This is a genomic window from Treponema sp. Marseille-Q4130, from assembly GCF_014334325.1.
Classification (GTDB): domain Bacteria; phylum Spirochaetota; class Spirochaetia; order Treponematales; family Treponemataceae; genus Treponema_D.
Genome location: NZ_JACSET010000001.1, coordinates 93,777 through 117,175, shown reverse-complemented (window position 1 = coordinate 117,175; position 23,399 = coordinate 93,777). Strand labels below are relative to the sequence as shown.

The 23,399-nt window shown below is 51.3% G+C and carries 21 protein-coding genes and 1 pseudogene (1 of these 22 only partly in view); 5 read left to right on the top strand and 17 right to left on the bottom strand.

Annotated features, from left to right (window positions below; translation table 11 throughout):
- Nucleotides 1-209 precede the first annotated feature (209 nt).
- The 9 genes from H9I36_RS00505 to mntR form a co-directional block, all read right to left on the bottom strand.
- Nucleotides 210-596: a DUF1667 domain-containing protein gene (locus H9I36_RS00505; protein WP_187383435.1), complete on the bottom strand. Its 387-nt coding sequence runs from the start codon at nt 594-596 to the stop codon at nt 210-212.
- Nucleotides 597-662: 66 nt separating this feature from the next.
- A complete protein-coding gene (locus H9I36_RS00500) occupies nt 663-2,060 on the bottom strand; it encodes an NAD(P)/FAD-dependent oxidoreductase (RefSeq protein ID WP_187383434.1) in 1,398 nt (465 codons plus the stop codon).
- Nucleotides 2,057-3,580: an NAD(P)/FAD-dependent oxidoreductase gene (locus H9I36_RS00495; protein ID WP_187383433.1), complete on the bottom strand. Its 1,524-nt coding sequence runs from the start codon at nt 3,578-3,580 to the stop codon at nt 2,057-2,059. Before H9I36_RS00495 ends, H9I36_RS00500 begins: the two co-directional genes overlap by 4 nt.
- 99 nt (nt 3,581-3,679) lie before the next feature.
- Nucleotides 3,680-5,206, bottom strand: a complete 1,527-nt coding sequence (gene glpK, locus H9I36_RS00490) for a glycerol kinase GlpK (RefSeq protein WP_187383432.1) — start codon at nt 5,204-5,206, stop codon at nt 3,680-3,682.
- 123 nt (nt 5,207-5,329) lie between these two features.
- The gene (locus H9I36_RS00485) at nt 5,330-6,184 is read right to left on the bottom strand and encodes a metal ABC transporter permease (RefSeq protein ID WP_187383431.1); all 855 of its coding nucleotides are present in this window, start codon (nt 6,182-6,184) and stop codon (nt 5,330-5,332) included.
- A 185-nt stretch (nt 6,185-6,369) separates the two neighbouring features.
- A complete protein-coding gene (locus H9I36_RS00480; protein WP_187383430.1) occupies nt 6,370-7,251 on the bottom strand; it encodes a metal ABC transporter permease in 882 nt (293 codons plus the stop codon).
- Between the two features lie 30 nt (nt 7,252-7,281).
- Nucleotides 7,282-8,172, bottom strand: coding sequence for a manganese/iron ABC transporter ATP-binding protein (locus tag H9I36_RS00475; RefSeq protein ID WP_187383429.1), 891 nt, complete (start codon nt 8,170-8,172; stop codon nt 7,282-7,284).
- Nucleotides 8,173-8,185: 13 nt separating this feature from the next.
- Nucleotides 8,186-9,136: a metal ABC transporter substrate-binding protein gene (locus tag H9I36_RS00470; RefSeq protein WP_187383428.1), complete on the bottom strand. Its 951-nt coding sequence runs from the start codon at nt 9,134-9,136 to the stop codon at nt 8,186-8,188.
- A gap of 237 nt (nt 9,137-9,373) precedes the next feature.
- Nucleotides 9,374-9,790 (bottom strand): manganese-binding transcriptional regulator MntR, encoded by a 417-nt coding sequence (gene mntR, locus H9I36_RS00465; RefSeq protein WP_187383427.1) that lies wholly within the window; start codon nt 9,788-9,790, stop codon nt 9,374-9,376.
- Nucleotides 9,791-10,037: 247 nt separating this feature from the next.
- Here mntR and H9I36_RS00460 point away from each other — a divergent pair, with 247 nt between their 5' ends.
- Genes H9I36_RS00460 through H9I36_RS00445 form a run of 4 tightly spaced genes read left to right on the top strand, consistent with a single transcriptional unit; the run spans nt 10,038 to nt 13,123 of the window.
- Nucleotides 10,038-10,661 (top strand): ATP-dependent Clp protease proteolytic subunit, encoded by a 624-nt coding sequence (locus tag H9I36_RS00460; RefSeq protein ID WP_187383685.1) that lies wholly within the window; start codon nt 10,038-10,040, stop codon nt 10,659-10,661.
- A 6-nt stretch (nt 10,662-10,667) separates the two neighbouring features.
- A complete protein-coding gene (locus H9I36_RS00455) occupies nt 10,668-11,573 on the top strand; it encodes a GNAT family N-acetyltransferase (RefSeq protein ID WP_187383426.1) in 906 nt (301 codons plus the stop codon).
- Between the two features lie 29 nt (nt 11,574-11,602).
- Complete coding sequence (locus tag H9I36_RS00450) at nt 11,603-12,406, top strand: DbpA RNA binding domain-containing protein (protein ID WP_187383425.1); 804 nt, start codon at nt 11,603-11,605, stop codon at nt 12,404-12,406.
- A 30-nt stretch (nt 12,407-12,436) separates the two neighbouring features.
- Nucleotides 12,437-13,123 carry an MBL fold metallo-hydrolase gene (locus H9I36_RS00445; RefSeq protein ID WP_187383424.1) on the top strand — a complete coding sequence of 229 codons (687 nt, stop codon included), beginning with the start codon at nt 12,437-12,439 and terminating at the stop codon, nt 13,121-13,123.
- Nucleotides 13,124-13,212: 89 nt separating this feature from the next.
- On the opposite strand, the gene H9I36_RS00440 is transcribed toward H9I36_RS00445, so the two are convergent.
- Nucleotides 13,213-13,800 carry a flavin reductase family protein gene (locus H9I36_RS00440; protein WP_187383423.1) on the bottom strand — a complete coding sequence of 196 codons (588 nt, stop codon included), beginning with the start codon at nt 13,798-13,800 and terminating at the stop codon, nt 13,213-13,215.
- Nucleotides 13,801-14,073: 273 nt separating this feature from the next.
- Between H9I36_RS00440 and H9I36_RS00435 the strand changes: the two genes are divergently transcribed.
- Nucleotides 14,074-15,156 carry a BMP family lipoprotein gene (locus tag H9I36_RS00435; RefSeq protein WP_187383422.1) on the top strand — a complete coding sequence of 361 codons (1,083 nt, stop codon included), beginning with the start codon at nt 14,074-14,076 and terminating at the stop codon, nt 15,154-15,156.
- A gap of 408 nt (nt 15,157-15,564) precedes the next feature.
- Here H9I36_RS00435 and H9I36_RS00430 read toward each other — a convergent pair whose 3' ends face one another.
- From H9I36_RS00430 to H9I36_RS00400, 7 genes and pseudogenes are all read right to left on the bottom strand, one after another.
- On the bottom strand, nt 15,565-16,371 hold the full coding sequence (locus tag H9I36_RS00430; RefSeq protein WP_370586933.1) for a tRNA threonylcarbamoyladenosine dehydratase: 807 nt from the start codon (nt 16,369-16,371) through the stop codon (nt 15,565-15,567).
- A 55-nt stretch (nt 16,372-16,426) separates the two neighbouring features.
- Nucleotides 16,427-17,359, bottom strand: a complete 933-nt coding sequence (locus H9I36_RS00425; RefSeq protein WP_187383421.1) for a type I phosphomannose isomerase catalytic subunit — start codon at nt 17,357-17,359, stop codon at nt 16,427-16,429.
- Between the two features lie 4 nt (nt 17,360-17,363).
- On the bottom strand, nt 17,364-20,090 hold the full coding sequence (locus H9I36_RS00420) for an AAA and adenylate/guanylate cyclase domain-containing protein (protein WP_187383420.1): 2,727 nt from the start codon (nt 20,088-20,090) through the stop codon (nt 17,364-17,366).
- 138 nt (nt 20,091-20,228) lie between these two features.
- Entirely contained in the window at nt 20,229-20,669 is a 441-nt protein-coding gene (gene dtd / locus H9I36_RS00415) for a D-aminoacyl-tRNA deacylase (RefSeq protein WP_187383419.1), read from the bottom strand.
- Between the two features lie 33 nt (nt 20,670-20,702).
- The gene (locus tag H9I36_RS00410; protein ID WP_187383418.1) at nt 20,703-22,133 is read right to left on the bottom strand and encodes an MGH1-like glycoside hydrolase domain-containing protein; all 1,431 of its coding nucleotides are present in this window, start codon (nt 22,131-22,133) and stop codon (nt 20,703-20,705) included.
- Between the two features lie 209 nt (nt 22,134-22,342).
- On the bottom strand, nt 22,343-23,383 hold the full coding sequence (gene gtfA / locus H9I36_RS00405; protein ID WP_486389534.1) for a sucrose phosphorylase: 1,041 nt from the start codon (nt 23,381-23,383) through the stop codon (nt 22,343-22,345).
- Nucleotides 23,311-23,399, bottom strand: a pseudogene (locus tag H9I36_RS00400) (alpha-amylase family glycosyl hydrolase) (it continues 493 nt past the right edge of the window). Before H9I36_RS00400 ends, gtfA begins: the two are co-directional and overlap by 73 nt.

Genomic DNA, 23,399 nt, shown 5'->3' with positions numbered 1-23,399 from the left:
ATTAATATAAAAAAGGGGGAAGTCTCCCCCTCGTTCCAAAGTCCTCGCGCTCAGGCGCTCCGGTCTTTTCCACTACCCCCTCTGCGCTTACACCCCCTCAAGGCTACGAACCGTATCGAATACTCTAACGTCGCATCTGTAAACCGCAGATTCAAACGAGCCGCTGAAAACTGCGATCGACCGCACGGCAAATCGCAGCGGTTATAAAATCACACAGCTGCGACATCGTCGCACGCGACGATATCGGCACCCGTATTGAGGATGTCTTCACAGAGTACGTCTCCCGCACGGACGGGAGCCGGAACGCACAGGCGCTTTATCACTTCCATACATTCGAGCTGCATATCGCGCGGCACTTCCGCTTTCGACTTTGCAGGCACGAGCCGCGAAGCGCCGCCTGCAACCTGCACCGTACAGGTGAGCGTCCGCTCGGGATTCGTAAGTTCTTTATACGCATACGCTTCGCCTCTCTTGCACGCGTTGCCCGTAACCGAATATGAAGGCGCCTCCCCTGCTCCCGACAGTTTCGTCACTTCAAGCTGACAGCCCATCGGACAGATGATACATGTCATCGTCTTTTTTTCGTTTATCTCCATAAGAAACCTCGTATTCCGAATTTGCAAAATTTTAAAATCGCGTCTGCACAATGCCGCGGGCGCCGATCAGTCTATCGTATCTTCCGGCGTTTCGATCGAAACGGTGAGCGGCGCTTCAACCTTTGCAAGCGAAGAAGCCGGCACGTCCGCGATCTGCATTTCGCCCGGCCGCACGATCCGCGCTTTTTTCGAATAGAGCCGCTCGTTGCCGCTGTAGACGGCGACGGTAACTCCGCGGTACACGTCGGTGCTGCGGAACATGATCTGCACTTTTGGCTCGTCTTTTTTATCCGCATACTTCTTCGACGCACTTTCTTTAAAAGCGTCGTCCCGATCGATATGCTGCGGCACGGTGTAACGCACGCGGTTTCCCGGCCGTATCGGAAGCGCATGTAAAGCGGCGTTCGCTGCATTTTGTCTCGCGCTTTCCGCATGAAGCGCGTATTCGGCCGCGCATTTTCCGGCGAGCACGCTTTCGGTCGTCACGAAATCGACCAAGTCGTGAACGTGTACGGTATTGCCGCACGCAAAGATGCCGGGTACGCTCGTTTCCATAAGCTGATTGACCGACGGCCCCTTCGTCACCGGATCCATGTGAACGCCCGCGCCCGTACTCACTTCGTTTTCGGGAATGAGTCCGACCGAAAGGAGAAGCGTATCGCACGCGACGTATTCTTCCGAACCTTTTACCGGACGGCGGTTCGCGTCGACTGCAGCGATCGTAACGCCCGTCACGCGCTCTCTCCCGTGGATTTCGATAACCGTCGTACTCAATTTCAGCGGTATGTTGAAGTTTTCGAGACACTGAGTCATATTGCGGCTCAAGCCCGCCGAATACGGCATCACTTCGCATACGACTTTTACGTCGCACCCTTCGAGCGTGAGCCGCCTCGCCATGATAAGCCCGATGTCGCCGCTTCCCAAAATAACGATTTTTTTACCGGGCAAGTATCCGTCGATATTGACGAAACGCTGCGCGCTTCCGGCCGTAAAGATGCCTGCCGGACGCGTCCCCGGAATGACGAGAGCGCCCCGCGTCCGCTCTCTGCAGCCCATCGCGAGTATAACCGTCTTCGTGTGCAAAAACATGAGTCCGTCTTTTGCGTTCATCGCTGTGACGACGTGCTCTCCGCTCGTTTTATCGAACGATTTTCCGGTCAATCCCGCACCTTCAAAATCTTCAGCCCTGTCTATCGAAATGACCATCGTATCCGTTTTGTATTCGATGCCCCGTTCGCGAACCTGCGCGACAAAGCGGCCTGCGTATTCGGGACCCGTCAGCTCCTCTCCGAAATAGTGAAGACCGAATCCGTTGTGAATGCACTGCAAAAGAATTCCGCCGAGCTTCGAATCGCGTTCCAAAATCAATAATTTTTCAGCACCGTTATCGTGTGCCGAAACGGCTGCGGCAAGACCTGCCGGCCCGCCGCCGACAATGATCGCATCGTATATCGTATTGCTCATCGTTTCGCCCCCTGCATCGATTCATCGTCGGAAAAGTCGCGCGTTTTGCCTGCAAGCATGAACGACGAGCCGCCTTTTTTCGTCACCGACGTCATCGGAATATGCGCTTCGCGCGAAAGGATTTCCGTAACGCGCGGCGAGCAAAAACCGCTTTGGCACCTGCCCATGCCCGCCCGCGTCCTCCGCTTGATGCCGTCCACATCGAGTGCGCCGAGCGGAGAACGGATCGCCTGTACGATTTCCGCTTCCGTTACCGTTTCGCAGCGGCAGATGATCTGCCCGTACAGAGGATCTTCTTTAATAAGTTTTAAACGCGTCGCAATATTCGCCGTGTGAAAGGCGGTGATCCCCTTGCGCTCTTCGATAAAATCGTCCCGCTTTTTTACATCGAGACCCGCGCTTTTAAGCAGTTCCGCGACGTATTCGGCGGTTGCCGGAGCGGCGGAAAGACCGGGCGAACAGATACCGCTTGCGTTGATAAAACCTTTTACGTTCGCATCTTCTTCGATGATAAAATCTTCGATGCTTTCGCCCGCATTTCCGTTTTCATCCGTTTCACAGGCAATCGCGCGGATACCGGCAAAGGAATTGATAATATTGCCGCGGGGGATATCGGGGATCGTAAGCGACGCTTTTGCAAGCACGTCCGCCTGCGATGCGGCGGTCGTCCCCGTATAGCCGTCCATGTCGCCGCTTTGGTCGTCGGCGCTCGGCCCGATCAAAATATTGCCGTCGACTGTCTGCGTTACGAGCACGCCTTTTCCGAGCGCGGTCGGCGTTTGAAAGAGCGTATGATTGACGAGGGATTTACAGTTGTTGTCGAGAAGACAGTATTCGCCGCGCCGCTGCTTGATGACGAATTTTCGAGCGCCCGCCATCGCGCTCACTTTATCTGCAAAGATGCCCGCGGCGTTTACGACGTACTTCGCGCGGATCTCTCCGTGCCCCGTACGTAGCACGAAGACGCCGTCCGTTTTTTCGATCGCGTGAACCGCTGTATTTCTGAAAAATTCCGCGCCGTTTATGACCGCGCTTTCGGCAAACGCCCACGTCGCTTTGTACGGACACATGATCCCCGCAGTCGGAGAGTACAGCGCCGCAAGCGAATTGTCGCCGAGATTCGGTTCCATATCGTGCAGTTCTTCGCTTTCGACGATGCGCAGATCTTTAACGCCGTTTTTCCTGCCGCGCTCGAGCAGCGTATTTAGAAGCGCCCTACCCTGTTCGTCGAAGGCGATGACGAGCGATCCGTTGTTTTCGTAATCGAAATTCAATTTTTTTGCAAGTTCCGGATACAGTTCGCTTCCGCGCACGTTGAGGCGCGCCATAAGCGTACCCGGCACGGGATCGAATCCTCCGTGAACGATCGCGGAGTTCGCCTTCGAACTGCCGCACGCGACATCGTTTTCTTTTTCGATGAGCGCGATCTTTGCGGAAGTTTTTGCGAGCTCCCGCGCGATGCAGGCGCCGGTAATCCCCGCGCCGATTATCGCAACGTCATACGTAATCCTGCTATTCATGATGCCTCCAACAAACATAGTTACATATCGATTATCGGTCGCCTCTAAAAACCGAAGTTTTCAGGCAGCCGGGAAAATTATCAATGAGGTTAAAAATTGTTAATGTATGGCCCAGCCTTTTGCACGTTCGACCGCACGCTTCCACAACGCGTACAGCACATCACGTTTTTTACTCTCCATCTCAGGCGTAAAGATTTTATCCATTTTCCAAAATCCGAGCAACTCGTCTTTGTCATGCCAAAAGCCGACGGCAAGCCCCGCAAGAAAGGCGGCACCGGTCACCGTCGTTTCGACGTTTTTCGGCCGGTACACCGGCGTGTCGAGGATATCGGATTGGAACTGCATCATCGGATTGCTCACGCAGGCTCCTCCGTCCGCTTTCAGCGTCGGAATCGCGCAGCCGGCGTCTTCCTTCATGCACTCAAGTTCGTCCTTTACCTGAAACGCGATCGCTTCGAGCGCCGCGCGGCAGATATGCGCTTTATTCGCACCGCGCGTAAGCCCCGCGATCGTACCGCGCGCATAGGGATCCCAATACGGCGCACCGAGTCCCGTAAAAGCCGGCACAATGATGACATCGTTCGAATCGGGAACGGTTTCGGCAAGCGTATCGCATTCGTGTGCGGTTTTAATAAGACCGAGTTCGTCGCGCAGCCATTTGATGAGCGCCCCGCCGATAAACACGCTGCCTTCGAGCGCGTATGTCACGGAGCCGTTTATACCGAGCGCGATCGTGGTCAGCAGTTTGTGAGAAGATGCGACCGGTTTTGTCCCCGTGTGCATGAGCAAAAAACAGCCGGTACCGTAGGTCGATTTCGTTTCGCCCGCATTGAAACAGCCCTGTCCGAAAAGTGCCGCCTGCTGATCGCCAATGACGGACGCGATCGGAACTTCAAAACCGCATACGTTTTTGTCGGTCGTCGTATACACATACGATGAATCTTTTACGTCGGGAAGGATACAGCGCGGTATGCCGAGCAGCTCTAAGAGATCGTCGTCCCACTGCAGTGTGTGAATATTGAAAAGCATCGTGCGGGAAGCATTCGTATAATCCGTCACATGGCATTTTCCGCCGCTCAGCTTCCACACGAGCCACGTGTCGATCGTACCGGCGAGAAGCTCACCGTTTTGCGCACGTTCACGCACGCCTTCGACGTTATCCAAAATCCATTTGATTTTCGTACCGGAAAAATACGCATCGGGAATCAGCCCCGTCTTTTCGCGGATCACATCCCCCTGACCCGACAGCACCAATTCGTCGGCGAGTTCCGCCGTCCGCCTGCACTGCCACACGATCGCGCGGTACACGGGCTTTCCCGTCGCCTTATCCCACAGCACGACCGTTTCCCGCTGATTCGTTATACCGATCGCCGCGATTTCCGCCGCTTCGATGCGGACACTTCGCACGACTTCTTGGAGCACCGAAAGCTGACACAAAAACAGCTCTTCGGCGTCGTGCTCGACCCAGCCGGGCTTCGGATAGTATTGATTGAATTCCTGCTGCGCGCTTGCAACCTTATTCGCTTCGTGATCGAATACGACAGCCCGCGACGACGTCGTTCCCTGATCGAGCGCAACGATATACTTTTTTTCGGACACAGCGCACCTCCGCGATATAACAGTCATTATACCACGAAATCCGCCGCATAGCCAGAAAATAATACAAAAAAAGAGAATGTACATTAAAAGACCGGCTTCAGTTCCGCTGCTTCGCGTTCCGCAATTCTCCTCCGTTTTTCCTGTAAGGTTTCACCGCACCTTCTGCCCTTGCCGCACAAAGCGCACGATCATGCCGTACTTCGGCGCAAACATCATCGTCAAAACGAAAAACAGCGCTTCGGTTAAAATAATGCATGCGCCGGTCGCTCCGTTCAAAAAATAGCTTACATATGTTCCGACGAGCGCGCTCGATGCGGCCGACAGCGCGGAAATACAAAGCATACGGTCAAGTATGTCCGTTAAAAGATAGGCGATGCAGCCCGGTATAATCAGCATTGCAACCGTAAGCAAAATCCCCACCGCTTGCAGCGAAGCGACGATCGTCAGCGCCGTAAGCGCAAGAAAAAGATAATGTATAAACCTTATGTTGAGCCCGATCGCTCTCGCATGATTTTGATCAAACAAATACAAAAGAATATCCTTGCGCTTGGCGACGACCAGCACAAGCGTTATGAGCGAACAGACGAGGGCCTGTATCATATCGCGCTTTTCGATTCCCAAAAGGCTCCCGAACAGAATGTGCATAAAATGGATGTTCGAACTCACCTTCGTAACGAGGATCAACCCCAGCGCCATCATGCCGGTAAAAACCGCGCCCATAACCGAATCTTCGCGGATACGGCTCCGCTCTTTTATCCAACCGGTAGCGGCCGCGTTGAGCAAGCCCGCCGCAAAGGCGCCGACTCCCAGCGGAATATGAACGAGGTAAGCGACGACGATGCCCGGCAGTACGGCGTGCGAGATCGCGTCCCCCATGAGCGACCATCCCTTTAAAATAAGGTAGCACGAAACGACTGCGCACACGCAGCCGACCAAAGCCGCAATCACGAGCGCCTTTACCATAAAGCCGTACATAAACGGTTCGATAAGTTTTGTCCACAACATACCTTTCTCCCAACTGCCCTCATCTTAATATTTTTTATTAATTTTTTTCGGGCGGCTCGGTTTTCGCGCCTGCGAAAACCGCCGGGCTTTCCGCACTTCCGCTTTCGCTTCATTCGCCGGTTCACAGCTTTGCAATCCGGCGAACGCCTCCGGCGGTGCTCCAATCCCTGCCGCAAAAAGTACCTTCAGCCTTCGGTCGCCTTTTTCGCAAAAAAATCCTTTACAGCCTTTGCCGCGTTCAGCTTAGAGGCGACTATGCCGTGACGCGGCGCAAAAAAGAGGACGGCTAAAAAAAGCAAAAACTGCAGCGCAACGATGCAGCCTCCTGCCGATCCGTTCAAAAAATAACTGATATACGCGCCTGCTGCGGAGGTAACCAAGCCGATAATCGACGCAAGGCGCATCATCGAAGAAAAATTATCCGTAAGCAAATAGGCGGCTGCTCCCGGCGTTACAAGCATTGCGACGACCAAAATACTGCCGACCGTTTGCAGCGCAGCGATCGCCGTAACGGCGAGCAGCGTAAGCAGCAAGAGGTACAAGACATTCGTGTTGAGGCCTATCGCGCGCGCCTGCGCCGGATCGAACGAAAAAAGGCGCAAGTCCTTCCACTTGAGCAAAATAATCGCAAGGCTGCTTCCGGCAATAATCAGTGTTTGAACGATGTCGCGGTCGGCAATGCCGAGAATGTTTCCCATAACGATCGTCGAAAGCGTTATATTGCTCGGAAACAGCGAAATAAGCAAAACGCCCAGCGCAAAAAAAGTCGTATACACGATGCCGATAACGGCGTCTTCGCGGATCCGAGTGTGCTTTTGTATAAAGCCCATCGCTCCGGCGGCGAGCATACCGCTTATAAACGCGCCGACCGAAAACGGTATGCCGATTATGTACGCAACGGCAACTCCCGGAACCACCGCATGCGATAAGGCATCGCCGAGCAGCGACCAGCCTTTGAGTACGACAAAGCACGAAAGCAGCGCGCACACGCCTCCGATAAAGCCGCTGACGAGGATCGCCTTTACCATGTATTCATAGTGAAACGGAATCAATAAATTCGAAAGCATTCGTATTCCTCCGCAATTCCTTTATGCCGATTATTTCGGCAAAACGACTTCGGTATTTCTAATGCCGCGCCGATAGGGCTTGCCTTCCCGCTTCGTAACCAAAGCGCCTTCGTCGTCGGTAAAAATCTTGAACTCGTGTGCGCTTTCTTCGGGATTGTCGGTGTGATCGAGTTTAATGCTGCGCAGTGCGCCGCCGAACGCTTTTATAAGATTGTCGGCCGTAAAAGTCGTTTCCGTCGGACCTGAGGCAAGCACCGTTTTGTTGATAATCACGACGTGATCGCAGAATTCGGGAACAGAACCCAAATCGTGCGTCGACACGAAAATCAAGTGTCCGTCGTTTTTAAGCTCGCGCAAAAGATCGATTATCGCCGTTTCCGTTTTAACGTCGACTCCCGTAAAAGGCTCGTCGAGCAGGATGATTTTTCCCCGCTGCGCCAAAGCGCGCGCAAGAAAGACCCTTTTTTTTTGCCCGCCGGAAAGCTCACCGATTTGGCGGTCTTTAAACTCGAGCATTTGCACGCGCTCAAGACTGCGTTCGGCAATCTCTTTATCTTCCCTATTCGGTATGCGCAAAAAATTCATGTAGCCGTAGCGCCCCATCATAACGACGTCCCATACGCTTACCGGAAACGACCAGTCAACTTCTTCAGACTGCGGTACGTAGGCAAGCAGCCGGTGCTTTTGCGCCTGCCTCACCGGTTCGCCGCAGATTGTAACGGAACCGCTCATCGGTTTAATAAAACCCATTATCGTTTTAAAAAGCGTGGACTTGCCGCTGCCGTTTACGCCGACGAGCGCCGTAATCGTTCCTTTTTGCAAACGGAACGACGCATCGTAGAGCGCAACGTGGCCGTTATTGTACGCGACGCTTACGTTTTGTACCGCAAGTTCAACGGGAACCTCCGCATCGGTATTCATAGTGTGCCTCGCATTATTTTGACAAACTGTCTTGAAATCCCTTTACAATCGTATCCGCATTGTATTCGAGCATTTTCAAATACGTCGGCGCGTCCCCGTCTTCGTAGGTTAAAGAATCGACGTACAAAACGCCGCCGTAGCGCGCGCCGGTTTCTTTGCACACTTGCAGCTGCGGCTTATTGCTGATCGTACTTTCGGAAAACGCGACGGGAATGTGATTTTTCCGTATCGTGTCCACAACCTTTTGAATTTGCTGCGGTGTGCCTTCTTCATCGGCGTTTACCGGCCACAAGTACAATTCCTTCATATTGCAGTCGCGGATAAGGTATGAAAAGGCGCCTTCGCAGGTTACGAGCCAGCGCTGCTCTTCGGGGATTTCCGAAAGCTTGTCGGTCAAAAAACCGTCGATTTTTTTAATGCTTTCGCTGTAGGCTGCCGCATTTGCGTTAAACGTTTCGGCATTGGCAGGATCCAAAGCGACAAAGGCTTTTCGGATATTTTCGACATAGACGAGGGCGTTTTTCGGTGACATCCACGAGTGAGGATTGGGCATGCCGTTGTACGGGCCTTCGCCGATACCCAGCGGCTCTATGCCCTCGCTCAGCGTTGCGCTCGGCACGTTTTTAACGCTTCCCATAAATTTTTCGAACCAGCGCTCAAGGCCGAAACCGTTACGCAAAACCAAATCCGCAGACTGCGCCTTTACGACGTCGAGCGGCGTCGGTTCGTATTCGTGAATTTCCGCACCGGGCTTTGTAATCGATTCGACGAGAATCTTATCGCCCGCAATATTTTGCGCCATGTCCTGCAAGATCGTAAAGGTCGTTACGACGCGCTTCGGCCGCGCCGAATCCTGAGCGCTCGCCGCATCCGCGCTTTTTTTCGTGCATCCGGTAATACAGACGGCGCACAACACTGCCGCCGCGGCAATCGAAGCGGCGGTAAACCCTATGTTTTTTTTCATATCAACTCCTATAACAAGCGCTATTTCAAACGCCGTTTTTTATCATAACTCCCGGCAATATACATAGTACATACTACATAATGACGCCGGACTTCCCCTCTGTCGACACTCGTAGCAGCCGGGGTATTCCGATAATGTAGTATTTACTACATACTGCCCGCCATAAATGTAGTACATACTACTTCACTTTGTCAAGAGGTAAACCTTAAAAATTATAGAAAAAAATTGATATGGAATTTACCGCTCGGCTATAAAGTTTTTCATACACTCGAGCGTCTCGGCGCTGATGTGATGTTCCAAACCCTCGGAATCGATGACGGCGGTTTTTTCGCTCACACCGATTTTCAGTAAAAAATTTCGGACAATACCGTGTCGCTTGGTACATTTTCGTGCGAGCGCATAGCCGTCAGCTGTGAGAAGTATCGGTTTACGGGCTTCGTTTTCTATAAAACCGTTGGCTTTTAAACGCTGCAACACTTGGATGACGGATACGTGGCTAACGCCGAAATACCGTGCGAGATCCATAACGCGGCACTCGCCGGCCTCTTTTATTATTTTTGCGATAACTTCGGTATAGTCTTCGAGTGTTTCCGCCGCGTGATCGGCGCGGGTACGTAAAAAAGCAAGTGATGCTTCCGTTTTTTCTTCCGGCATTGTACGCTCCGTCTCCGGTATCGTTCGAATATTTTACGGCATACTGCATCGTAAAAAGGATTTTCCATTATACACTATAAACCGTTTTTTTTCAAAAGGCCGGTTGCAGACGCTCCAGATGCAGCCCTTGCTCTGCCGCTAAAATCCCGCCTTGCTCACAACGCATTATTTCAGTATATTATTATAAGCTATTTTCCAACCGTTTGGTGGTATTTTATCAGGAGCAATTGTGTATAAGTATGTGACGATGTCGCCTCGATGCGACGATGATGAAGACGATGAAAAGAAAAAAATGCCGGAAATGCCCGATCCGCTTACGGAAAAATTTTTAAAGACGCGGCAGATTATCCTGTCGGGCGAAATCAATAAAGATTTGGCTGATAAAGTCGTGCGGCAGCTGCTCGTACTTGAAGCGGCAGACGATGAAAAAACGATTTATATGTATATCGATTCGCCCGGAGGTGATGTCGATGCGGGTTTTGCGATCTTCGATATGATCCGCTTTATCAAAGCACCGGTCGTTCTCATCGGTATGGGGCTGGTCGCAAGCGCGGCCGCTCTCGTGCTGCTTGCCGTTCCGAAAGACAGACGCGTGGGACTTCCGAACAGCCACTATCTCATCCACCAGCCGATGAGCGGCATGAAAGGCGTCGCGACGGATATCGAAATCCACGCGAAAGAGCTTGCAAAAACGCATGCGAAACTCAACCGCATCATCGCCGAAGAAACGGGTACGAGCGAAGAACAGGTCGCAAAGGATACCGACCGCGATCACTGGCTGGACGCCGACGAAGCGAAGCAATACGGCCTTATCAGCCGCGTCGTTAAAACGCGGGCGGAAATTGTTAAAGGCGATTCGGACGCAAAATAAATCGATATGACGTTCCGTTTGACCGAAGAGCTTACGGACGCGATCGCATCCGCGCTCGAAAATCAGGAACGGCGTTTTGTCGTTGACGCTGAAAAAGAAGCGCTTTCGGATGCGGCTTCGGTCGAAGCGGATGAAGTCCGCTACTATGCATTGCCCGAATGGGATTCCGCGGCGGGTTTTACATTGCGCGAAGCGTTTGTCGCTTCCGTGTATGCACCGCTTGTCAGAAGCGAACTGATCGAAGTTTTGCATTCGGGAAGGGGGGTATTCAGAAATTTCAAGACTGTTTTAAAACAATTTCCTGAAGTCGAAAAACGGTGGCATCGATTCAAAAATAAAAAGCTCCGTGAATATATCGGCGGATGGTACAACGATTTGCGTGAAATATGGGGTTTGGAAAAGCTCGATCATATCGTTGAAGAATACGACGATTTGCTTCGAAACGACTTCACATTTCAGGCATACGATTCCGCAAGGGACGCGGATTGCATCCTTCATTCGGTATGCGTGCGCGGTTTTTGTTCCGCCTTGCCGGACGATACGGATTTCGATGAAATCGAAAACGCCGCAGACGAATTATGGCGGCATCTTTTTGCATTCGGGGAGTCCGTGCGGCAGACGGGTTTTATATGCCGCACGCCGGACGGCGATTTTGCCGGATGCATTACGGCGGCGGACCTTTCGTCCCGAACGGAAACGACTGCCGTCTTAACAAGTTTTTTCGTGCCCGAAAGCTATCGCGGCTTGGGCATCGGAAGCGAACTTTTTTCACTTTGCCTCGCCGACCTTCAAAAGCGGGGCAAGCGTTATGTAGTGACTGCAAACACGATTATACCCGACAGCCTCGTCGCTCTGTTCGAGCGCAACGGTTTTCAAAAAACAGGCTCGGGTTTTGCAGCGAAGATTCAGTAATTTTTATTTTGATTTGAAGAGGTAATGATATGGCATTCCAACGAGAGATTGAAATCGACAAAGAGCGCGTAGCGTCTTTTTTGAAAAACGCTCTGAACAAAGTGATGACCGAAGAAAATCCGGATCTGCTCAACGACTTGAAAAAAATATTCAAAAGGACGATTCCGTTTTCGAAACGCATGTACGTCGCCGCATATCTGACAAAAGAAATGCAGGGGAGATTTCACGGAAACCCGAACCCCCGTCGGAACGGTACGTCCCTCCACGGTGCGGGGGGACGTTCCGGAAGAAATTTCAAAGACGCCCCCTACGGCAGATCCTCGTATGACGAACGCAGAGGAAGCGCCGAATCCTTCGATGAACTCCGCGACGAAACGCATACGCCGCATCCGCGCGTGCAGATCGACGAAGCGCTTGCCGCAACGATATTCATCAGCATCGGGCGGAACAGGCGCGTGTATCCGCGTGACCTCGTAGGTCTGCTCGTAAGCGTTGCCGGTCTCGACAGAGACAGAATCGGCGATATCCGCGTACTCGCAAATTATTCTTTCGTGCAGCTGTTCAAAGACGACACGGAAAAAGCGATCGCCGCGCTCAACGGCTACGATTACCGCGGACGAAAACTTGCAGTGAGCTTTTCCCGCCAAAAAGACGATATGGACGAAGGCACAAGCGCCTATGCTTCCGATACGCACGATACGGCGCAAACGGCTGAAGATGAAAAAGCCTATGCCGCGGCTGAAAAGGCGGCTTACGACAAAGAGCCTTTTACGTCTCCTTCGTACAAGAGCGAAAACGAAGGTTCGGAAGGAAGCGGCGGCTACCTCGTCTGAGTTCGCCGCTTTCGTAAAAACCGTTTCCGTATGGAAAAATTAACGATTTTACGGACGGGACCGCTCGGTGTAAACACGTATATCGTACCGCTCGCAGGCGACGCGGTATACGTTGTCGACCCCGCCGCCTGCGCCCTTACCGGTGACGAAACGGAAATCACCGCATGGCTTAAAGAGCACAAAAAAGAGCCGCGCGCAATTATCTTAACGCACGGACACTTCGATCACATTTTGGGGCTTCGGGTTCTAAAACGCGCGTATCCCGCCTGCCCTATCGCTATTCACAAAGCCGACGCATCCTGTCTCGGCGGCTCCTCGCCTTCGTCGCAGATCGAATCGCTCCGTCTCATGGGACTTGAAGCCGTCGCCTCCGCCCTTCGCGATATGCCGCCTCCCGACATAACGTTTTCAGGCGGAGAGACGCTCGGAGATGTCATTCCGTGCGGAGACGACATACGCACTGCTCTTTCACAGTGGAAGATAATACACACGCCGGGTCATACGCAGGGTTCGGTTTGCCTTTACAGCGCCGCGCGCAACGAACTCATTTCGGGCGACACGATATTTTACCGAAGCTCGGGGCGCACCGATTTACCCGGAGGAGATGAGGGCGCAATGCTTGCAAGTCTCGCGTCGATTAAAAAAGCAATTCCCCCTGAAACCCTCGTATATCCCGGTCACGACTACTGCGGTTTTCCTCTTCGGGAAAATTATTAATAGGTCGAATATCGAATTTGAAAATGCGATGTTGTAATTCGCAATAATACAGCGAATTACAACTCGTCGAAATCTCGAAAAAAAATCGTTCAAAGCAAGTTTTTCGAGGTACCCATCAGCGCGGCGCCGCTCTTCCACGCCTGTCCGACTTTTTCTCCGATGCGGTAATAGCCGTTTTGAAATTGGTCGAACACGAAGGCGTTAATTTTTTCGGGATCGATTTTGCCTTTTGCGTCGAGGATTTTTTCATCCGCGATGACATTGACGATTTCTCCGACGACACGGAACCCGCACGCGCCGTGTTCGATCGCCGCGACTTTGCATTCGAGCGTGAGCGGAAATTCTTCGACAACGGGAGCGTCGACTTTTCTGCTTTTATACGCGTGAAGCCCCGTGCGTTCGAATTTATCGGGCATCGTATTGCTCGATGCAATGCCGAAAAAATCCGCCGCTTCGATATTGTCTATATCCGCCACGCTCAGCGTAAAGGCGCTGCGCTTTTTAATATTTTCGGACGTCTTGTGCGTTTCGTCGAGATTGAGCGCGATCATATTTTCCGCACAGATTCCGCCCCATGCCATATTCATAACGTCGACACTGTCGTCTTCGTTGTACGTCGCAATCATCAGCACCGGCATGGGAAACACATAGGGATGAACGCCTAAATCTTTTTTCATAACAACCTCTGTAATTTTTGCGAAAAATCGCAAGCTTTGATAAAACGACGGCAACCTCTCCGACTCCGCCGATTCCCCTATCTCACCGCATAAAAACCCTAGCACCGAAGCGAGGCTTTGTCAACGAAGGGGAAAAAGCGTAAATAAGGAAGCAAAGTGAAAGCATACAGCAACCGAACAACAAACGAATGCTTGACTAATACCGATCGTCGGTATACTATTTTCACGATGCTTGCTTATCCTCAATAAAATCACATGATCAAGGAGAACACTATGAAAAAAACGATCGCCATTCTGTGCGCGCTGCTCGCAGCGGGTGCGATCTTCGCAACAGGAGGCGCCGATTCTTCGGCATCCGGAAAAAAATCGCTCCGCGTCGGCATGGTAACCGATGCCGGAACCATCGACGACAAATCATTCAACCAAGGCACGTGGGAAGGCATCCTCCGCGCGAAAAAAGATATGGGCATCGAATGCAAATACCTGAAACCTGCAGGAACGACGGAAGCCGACTATCTCAAAGAAATCGGAAACCTCGCGGATGCGGGCTATCAGATGATCGTCTGCCCGGGCTTCAAATTCGAAACCGCCGTTTTCGCAGCGCAAGACAAATACCCGAAAGTCAAATTCGTCATCCTCGACGGAAAACCGCACAACGCCGATTATTCGGTATTCAAAACGGCGTCGAACGTCGCGGCCATTTCGTGGCTTGAACAGCAGTCGGCCTTTATCGCAGGCGTCGCGGCGGCGGTACAGGTCAAAGAAGGCAGCTTCGGCTTTATCGGCGGCATGGAAATCCCCGCCGTTCAAAAATTCAACTGGGGATGGCAGCAGGGCATCAAATACGCAAACGCGAACTTCGGCACGAAGATAACGATCAAATCCGAAAACGTCATCTATCAGGGAACTTTCAGCGACGTCGCAGCAGGTCAGCAGCTCGCAGCTTCCATGTTCGACAAAGGAGTCAAAGTCATCCACGCTGCCGCAGGCGGAGTCGGCGTCGGCGTTATCAACGAAGCGAAAACGAGGCGCTCTACCGGCAAAGACGTATGGGTCGTCGGTGTCGACGTCGATCAATACAACGAAGGCATGATGCCGAACAAAAAGAGCGCCGTACTCACATCAGCTATGAAATTCCTCGACCGCGCTTCGTACGACATGATCAAAGCCGAACTCGCGGGCCAATTCCCCGGCGGCAAAGAACTCGAGTTCACGGCGAGCAACAACGGCGTCGGCATCCCCTTGAAAAACCCGAACCTCTCGGCGGAAGCCCAAAAACGCGCAACCGAAGCATTCGAAGCTATCAAATCGGGAAAAGTTATCGTTGCGGATAATCCTGCAGGATTAATAAAATAAAAATCGGGACGAAACGGCCGGAAGAACCCGCCCTCCGCGGCTCGCTCACGCTCGGCCGCTTCCCTCGCTTGCGTTCGCTCCGGCGTCTGCCTTCGGCACCGCTCCGCGCGGGCGTAGGTTGACGGTGTAAAAGCATCGTCGAAAGCAGACCGTTCAAAAACAGGGGGCTGTCTCAAAAGTTGGTTACTTTTTCGACAGCCCGTCGAGTTTAAAATTAAGTCTTTATATTGCAAGGACTTAATTTTAAACATCGCATATAAAATCAAGGAAGCTGTTCAAAAACTGAAGTTTTTGGACAGCCCTTTTTCGTCGGCTTGGGATTTCTTTCACAATTTATTAATTATTAAATTCAATTTCGAGTCCCGCCAAGCTCCGCACCCAAACCGATTATTAATATCATCAGCGAACTTACGCTTTTTCAAGCAAATCGCACACGACCTTTTGCGCGATCAAAAGCCCCGCGGCGGCGGGCACGAACGAAATGCTTGCAGGCGGTTTTTCCCGGACGGCAGGCACCTCCGTCGAATACAGTACCGCGACTTTTTCTATGCCTCTCTTTTTCAATTCCCGCCGCACGACGCGCGCAAGCGGACACACGCTCGTCTCCGCTATGTCCCCAATGCGAAAACGCGACGCGTCGAATTTATTTCCGGTACCCATGGCGCTTATGACGCGCGTACCCGCATCTTCGGCTCTTTTAATTATTTCGATCTTTGCCGCAACGGTATCGACGGCATCGACGACGTAATCCCAGCGGGAAAAGTCAAAGACGCCGGTCGTGTCGGGAAGAAAAAAACAGCAATGCGCCGTTACTTCGCATTCGGGATTGATGTCGCGGATACGCGAAGCGGCGACATCGACTTTATACGCGCCGACCGTACTGCAAAGCGCGAATATCTGCCGGTTTATGTTTGAAAGGGAAACGGTATCGTTATCGACGATATCGAGAGAACCGATACCCGCACGGGCGAGCGCTTCGACGACAAAGCCTCCGACTCCTCCGATACCGAACACGGCGACGCGGCTTTTTTTCAGCGTTTCGATGCCGTCTTCCCCGACGAGCATCCTCGTGCGCGAAAAGCGATCCTCTTCGCATCGAGCGCATTCGGCATTTCCGATTTTCCCGACGTTAAGCGCAGCATCCGTGCCGACCGCCGCTTCTCCCGTAGCGCCTTTTGTGCTCCCTGTTCCGACGGCGGCATCCGCCGCGGACACCGCCTCCCCTACAGCACTTTTCGTATCGTGCGCCGTCAATCCATGCGCCCCGCGTTTACACTGCGGATATGACGAGCTGCATATCACCTTCGAAGATCGCCCGCCCGTACTCGTACGGAAGGATAAAGTGGCTCCCCTTCCGGATCGCTTTTCCGTCAACAGTCCCTGCGCCTTCGACGACGGAGACGAGCATAAACTTTTGATCCTGTGCGATCTCCGCCCTCCCGTGCACGTCGAGCGTCCACACGGAAAAATACGGACAGCTTACGAGTTCGTCGAGATTTTTATTGATCGTTTTATTCGGATCTTTTTGCACTTCGCGCTCTTCAAAGGGCGCCGTTATGACATCGATGCTCTCGGCGATGTGAAGGGCGCGGGGCTTTCCGTCGCTTCCCGGCCTATCGTAATCGTAGACTCGGTAGGTAACGTCGCTGCTTTGCTGAGTTTCGAGCAAAAGGGTGCCGCCCTTTATCGCGTGAACCGTTCCCGGCGCAATAAAGAAAAAATCGCCTTTACGCACCGGCACTTCGCGGATAAATTCGTTCCAGCGCTTTTGTTCGATCATCTCCCGCACTTCATCGCGGTTTTTCGCATTGTGCCCGATGACGATCTTCGCACCGGGTACGGCATCGAGGATGTACCAGCATTCGGTTTTGCCGAAAGAGCCGTTTTCGTGCAGCTTTGCGTACGCATCGTCGGGATGCACTTGGATGGACAAGTCGCGCTCCGCATCGATGATCTTCGTCAAAAGCGGAAAACGCTCCCCCGCATCTCCGCCGAAAAGCTCGCGATGATTTTTCCAAAGCTCGGAAAGATGCATACCGCCGAAAGCGCCGCCTGAAATCGTACAGTCACCGTTCGGGTGCGCGCTGATCGCCCACGCTTCTCCGACACGATCGCTCGGAAGCTCATAACCGTATTCTGAAAGGCGCTTTCCGCCCCACACCGTCTCTTTTAGAACGGGATTTAATAAAATAATTTCACGCATCGCGTCAGTTCTCCGCAGCAAGTTTCGTATATTTTGCGATCGCATCGTCGTCTTTCGCTTCCTTCGCATAGTAGAGCAGCTTACCGACAGCCGGCCGAATATTGTCTTTGTATTTTTCTTCGAGATAATTCATGATCGCGGTGTTCAAACTCTTCCGCGTCGATTCGATAATCGTCTTATAGATGACGTCGCGCATCGTCGCGTCCTTAAATGTAAAGAGCGTGCGCTTCGCGTTGTTGCAGAGTATAAAGCCGTGCGCTTCGAGTTCGGCAAGCGAATGTTCGACGACGCTGTGAGAAATCGTTTCGCCGACAAGGGCTTCCAGCACATCGAGTGAAAACGTCCTGCCGATAACGGAAGCGTTTTTGCAGATGACCTGCGCTTCGTAGGGCAGCGCGTTCAGCTGCACGAGGATCACATTTTCGATCGTATAGGGGATCTTTATATCGTTCACGGGACCGACAAGGTGATAATGCCCGTCTTCGGTTTTATCGATTTTTTTGCCGGATATGAGGCTTTCGACGATAACTTCGATGTACATCGGGTTGCCGCCGGCCGCCGCGACTATCTTCGCAATAAGCAATTTATCGGGTGTTTCGAAATCGAGCAATTTTGCCGCAAGCTGAGCAGCAGTCGCATCGCGCAAATGCGCAAGGCGCAGCACTTTCATATTATTTAAAGAATAGAGACGTTTGACCGTTTTCGATTCGCGAGAAACGGGTATGATGAGGATCGGCGCGGTCTTCGGCTTGCGGAACAAATACGAAAGCAAGTGCAGCGAAAGATTATCGCTCCACTGCAGATTTTCAAGCACGATGACGAGCGGATGATTTTCCGCGTAGTTTACAAGCAGCGTATACACGAGGGCAAAAAAGTGCTGCTGCTTTGACGCCGCATCGAGATGCGCCGTCACGGGATTTTCCGCAAAGCTGTAACCGAGCGTCGTCAAAAAATACGATACCCAATTTTTATCGGACGGAAGATCACGCGCAAATTTGTTCAGAACGTGCAGCAAAAGCATTTCGCCCTGCATCGAATCGGTTATGCCGACGACGCGCTTTATGATATCGCGCCACAAAAAAAACGGAGTGCCCGATTCATACGAATACGCCCTGCCGTACATGACGACGGTGTCGGCATATTTCGCCATAATGTCCGATGTACATTGTTCGACGAGATAGGATTTTCCGATACCGATATCGCCGATGATCGGAGCGAAACACAACTCTCCCCTTCTGCTCTTTTCATACAGCGATGCGAGCGCCGCAAGTTCTCCGCTCCGTCCGAGAAGCTCTGTCTTATGGTTTACTTTTCCCGTATCCTTTTTGATCATCAAAAGATGATACACGGTTTGCATTTCGGAAAAACCTTTGAGCATGATGCCGGGCATCGTTTCCGTTTCGCTTATCGTTTCGGTTTTCACCTTCGTCGCTTCATCGATAAAGACGGTAAAAGCGCCGTGGTTCGTCGCGTTCATCATGAGGCGCGCGGCAAAGTTGATCGCGTTGCCGACGATCGTAAAATCTTTACGCATGTTCGCGCCGAATTCTCCGGCGTAGACGACGCCGGTCGCAATGCCGACGTTGACGATGATCTTACCGCCCTCTTTTTGTTCTTCTTCGATCAGTTTATTGGCGAACAGCATCGCCATGCGTTCTTTGTATTCGATCGCAACGGGCATACCGAAAAAGACGGGAAACACGATGCCCTTGTCGCTTAAATCGGGCTTACCGCAATAGCCGCTGAAACGGCTTGCGATGTCCTGCAGATCTTTATAAATTTTATTAAGACTCGCATAACCTTCCGCGATCGACGCTTCGCTGACAGCCTGTTGAAAAACGCCGTCGAAACGAACCATGCAGCACGTTACATTACGGTATTCGCCGTCGAAGCCCTGTACGTTGTTTTTTATCCGGTTGAAGATGATCGGATTTATAAACGAATACAGACGGTTGTAAAAACGCGGATTTGTGAACCACGTTTCCACGTCGATGTATTCGGGGCGTTCGACCGAAGCGGCAAAATCTTCGGGGATATCGGTCAGGTGATAAAAACCTTCCTGTTCTGCAAAGTAGCGTTCGAGTCCTATTTTACATGCGAGATTCCACACAGGAATACTCACGACGATCTCCTGCGTCGTGCACGCTTCTTCCATTTTGATCGCTTGGATGACTGCCGCTCCGGTAAGCACCGGCGTCATCGAATATTCCGTATCGCCGAGAAATATCTGAAAGATTTCCCCCTGCCCCATGCCGATTTTAGGCTTCAGTGTAAAATTAACAAATTCTTCGGAAACCGTATTGTAGTTGTTGCTCAGATCGATGATGAGGATCATCGCCGCAAGCGCACGACGCAAATTGTTTTCATCGCTTTCGTCTTTCAATCTTTCGAAACAGATAAGGATAGAATCACCCGCAAATTGAAACACGGAACCGCCGAACCCGCGGACGGTTTCTATGACGACCGAATAGTAATCGGACAACGTATTCGTAAGGTCTGCGACGTCACGTCCGGTTTTCATATAGCCGTCGACGATTTTCGTAAAACCGATGATATCGAGGTACACCATGACGCCTTGAAACTTTTCTATCGTCCTTTCAAAAAAGCAACAGGCGGATTCACCCATCATTTTTACGACGCGATAGGGAACATAACGCGTCATAAAAAAGAGCTGTTCGGGCGTTATGTCGGTATCCGTGCGTAAAATGCAGTCGATGCAATTTTCTTTCATTAACAAAAAACCTCAAAAATAAAAGTGAACTTTCGGTATTTTTTGCGAGTATATATAAGTATAATAGAATTTAGCGCGTAACTTCAAGGGTTCGCACGCGTCCATTGCACTCCGTGTATTCATCCGGTGCGCCTTCGCCTAGTCGGTTTCAAGCATGATCGTAAAGGGGCCGTCGTTTACGAGCGAAACTTTCATATCGGCACCGAAAATGCCGTGACCGACAGAGCGGAAGCGGCTTTTGCAGCACGACAAAAAATACTCGTACATGCGCTCCGCATGATCGCCCTTCGCGGCGTTTTCAAAACCGGGACGATTGCCGCCCCTGCAGTCCGCATACAGCGTAAACTGCGATACGACCAAAAGTTCGCCCGCAACGTCTTCGATCGATAAATTCGTCTTTCCGTTTTCGTCTTCAAAGATACGCAGCTTACGGATTTTTTCCGCCAACTTTTCGGCAACCGCTTCCGTGTCTCCGTGCGTCACACCTAAAAAGACGAGAAAACCGCGTGAAATCGAAGCGCAGCATTCACCGTCAACCGATACCGATGCGGAACTTACGCGTTGAATCAGTGCTTTCATTGTGAGATCATTCCCTTTGCCGATTCTGCCGATTTACAATTTATCTATAAGCATGGAGCACTTGCCGGACGGGATCGGCAGCGTCTTTTTCTTTTGATCGAGGATATTGATCGTAAAGTAGTAGAGCTTTTCGCTTTCCATTTGGATTTCCCAGCCGCGGCTGCTTTTATTGCTCAATATCGTTATGAGGTTGCGCTTGAGCGACAGGTTTTCGATACCCATGATTTCGAGGTTCGGGATGATCCAGTCGACCGTTTTGCGCGGCAGGCTGATCGAAAGACCGATGACGTTTTCTATCATCAGCGCGATCGTCGAAAGACCGACGGTGATGAGATAATGCGGACGCGGAAAACTTACGTCTTTCGACATGGACGCTTTGCCTTCTTTTGTCGGCAGATACGCTTCGTACACATCGCCCTTTTCTTTGGGATCGTTCGGCATGAGTCCTTCGAGTATGTAGTAGAGATGACGTATGGAGCACTCGCGCGCGAGTTCGTAGTGACGGTATTTTTCGAGTCCTTTGACGACCATAAAATTGAATGCGGGAAACACGCTGCCGCAAAAACCTTCACCCGTTTTTTTAAAGGATTTACTGTCCGCCGAAAGCGTCGGAAACGGATGATCGGTACCGAAGGTTTCGGGATCGTTCAAATGTGAGATGAGCAGCTCCGCTTTATCGGCGTTCGGAATTTCGGCGAGCAGCGGCCAAAATCCCGCGATCGTTTTTTCGTTCAATCGGTTTCCGTCTTTGTCGAGGTCGTGGTAAAAATGCGTCGCGTCGTCCCACATGAGCGAATTGATGCGTGTTTTGATCGAAAAGTACATGCGGCGGTATTGAAAACTCAAATCTTTATCGTTGAGGATGTCGCCGAGAGCCGACATGTGAGACGCGTTGATCGCCATAGCCGCATTGAAATCGACGGGATAGACGCTTTTTTCGCGAGGAGCATTGAACATAGTCGTCGCGGTAAACGGAACGGCATACAAACCGTTTTCCTGTTTAAATGTTTCATCGAGCCACGTCATGTACTTTTGCAGCTTGGGCATGATCTCTTTTATACGCCGCTTGTTCGCGGATTTGTGATAGAGATTGAATTCCGCCCACGCAAAGAGCGGCATACCCGCGCCTTCGGGATTCGTTTTCGGCAGAAGGGGCTTTCCGGTCTTCGCGTCGTAGCGCCAGCGGATCGCACCGTTTTTTTCCTGCTTGTTGTAAAAGTAATCGATGTTCTGACTCGCATTGAAATTGCGGTTCGAATACACAAGAAAGAAAGAAGAAAAAATCGATTCGAATTGATCGATGACGCATTTTCCGCTTTCGGGATATAAAAAACAGCCGGAAGGCGATTCCTTTGACGTCTCAGGATCGATCCAAAAAGCTGCAAGCATCGACCACGTTTTATTATAGATGTCTACAAAATCCTGATCGTAAAAATGAATTTTCGGAAAATCGTGCTTATTCACTTGTGCTCCTGCAATTGCTGTACGAAAGTAGTCCTTATCAGTATACCACATTTTTATAAAAACGCAAAATATTTTTTAGAAAAATAGAGATTTTTTTACCGCACGGCATCGTTCCGCGATTTTACAAGGCGGAACCGCAAGAGGAAATCAAAACTGCACGCGATTCTTGTCGACCAAATGCGCAGTATGTCGAGCCTGTATGAGATCTTTCAGAATGAACACGGAAAATGCCGTTCGCCGCCGTCCTCCGAATATGCGATATCGCACGAAAAGGATGTGAAATCGACAAAAAGGTATGCATACTCGGCGCCGTTTTTTCTCAAGATGCGCAAACTGTGTTCATCCGACGGCAAAAGATGAAATTCGCCGTCGAACGCGGGATGCGTATTGCGGAATCTCATGAGCGCAAGAATTTTTTTCACAAGCGGAGAAGCTGAAACGGAATCGATTTCACTGAGCGGATAATAATGACGGTTTATATCGCGATGCACGCCGGTTTTATTGCAAAGCTCGAAATCGTTTTTGCCGCCCCACAGACCGACGTAATACACTTGCGGAATGCCGGGTGCGAAAAACTGCAACGCGCGCGCGATAAAATATTTTTTATCGTCATTGCCGCACGCCGAATAATACGTGCAGTTGATTTGATACGTATCGAAACGATCGAGATCCATGTGCACGCCGAATTTTTCATAGAGCTCATACGTTCCCGGATTCGTTTCGAAACATTTCCGCCGCGTCGCAAGGAGATCTTCGTCGCTCATCAAATAACGCGCATCGACGACTCCGATACCGTCGTGCGTATCGAGCGTCGTAAACTGTTTTCGCGGGCAGACGAGGAGCCAATTTTTCAAATACAGCGAGCTTCCGAAATACAACGCATTGAGCGTGAGCATGGGAAGCTGAAAGTCGTAAGTATAATAGCCGTGCGCTTCAACTTTTTTTTGCATAAAATACTGTTCGTGAATTTCCGGAAGAACGGCGACGCCTCGCGGAAAAAGGATCTCATTACATCCGTCGAGCAGCTGCCAAATCTCGGGTTCGACGAAAAAGCAATTCGTACCTTCGCGCTTTGACGCATAGGCTACGGCATCGAGCCTCACGATCGAAGCGCCGTGTTCGGAGAGAAAGGTGAGATTGTCTTTTAAAAAATTTTTCGCTTCTTCCGAATATTGATTTATATCGATTTGATGATCGCTGAACGTCGTCCACAGTTTTTCTTTCGAACCGTCGGCAAATTCGGCTTCGATATACGGAATCTTTTTC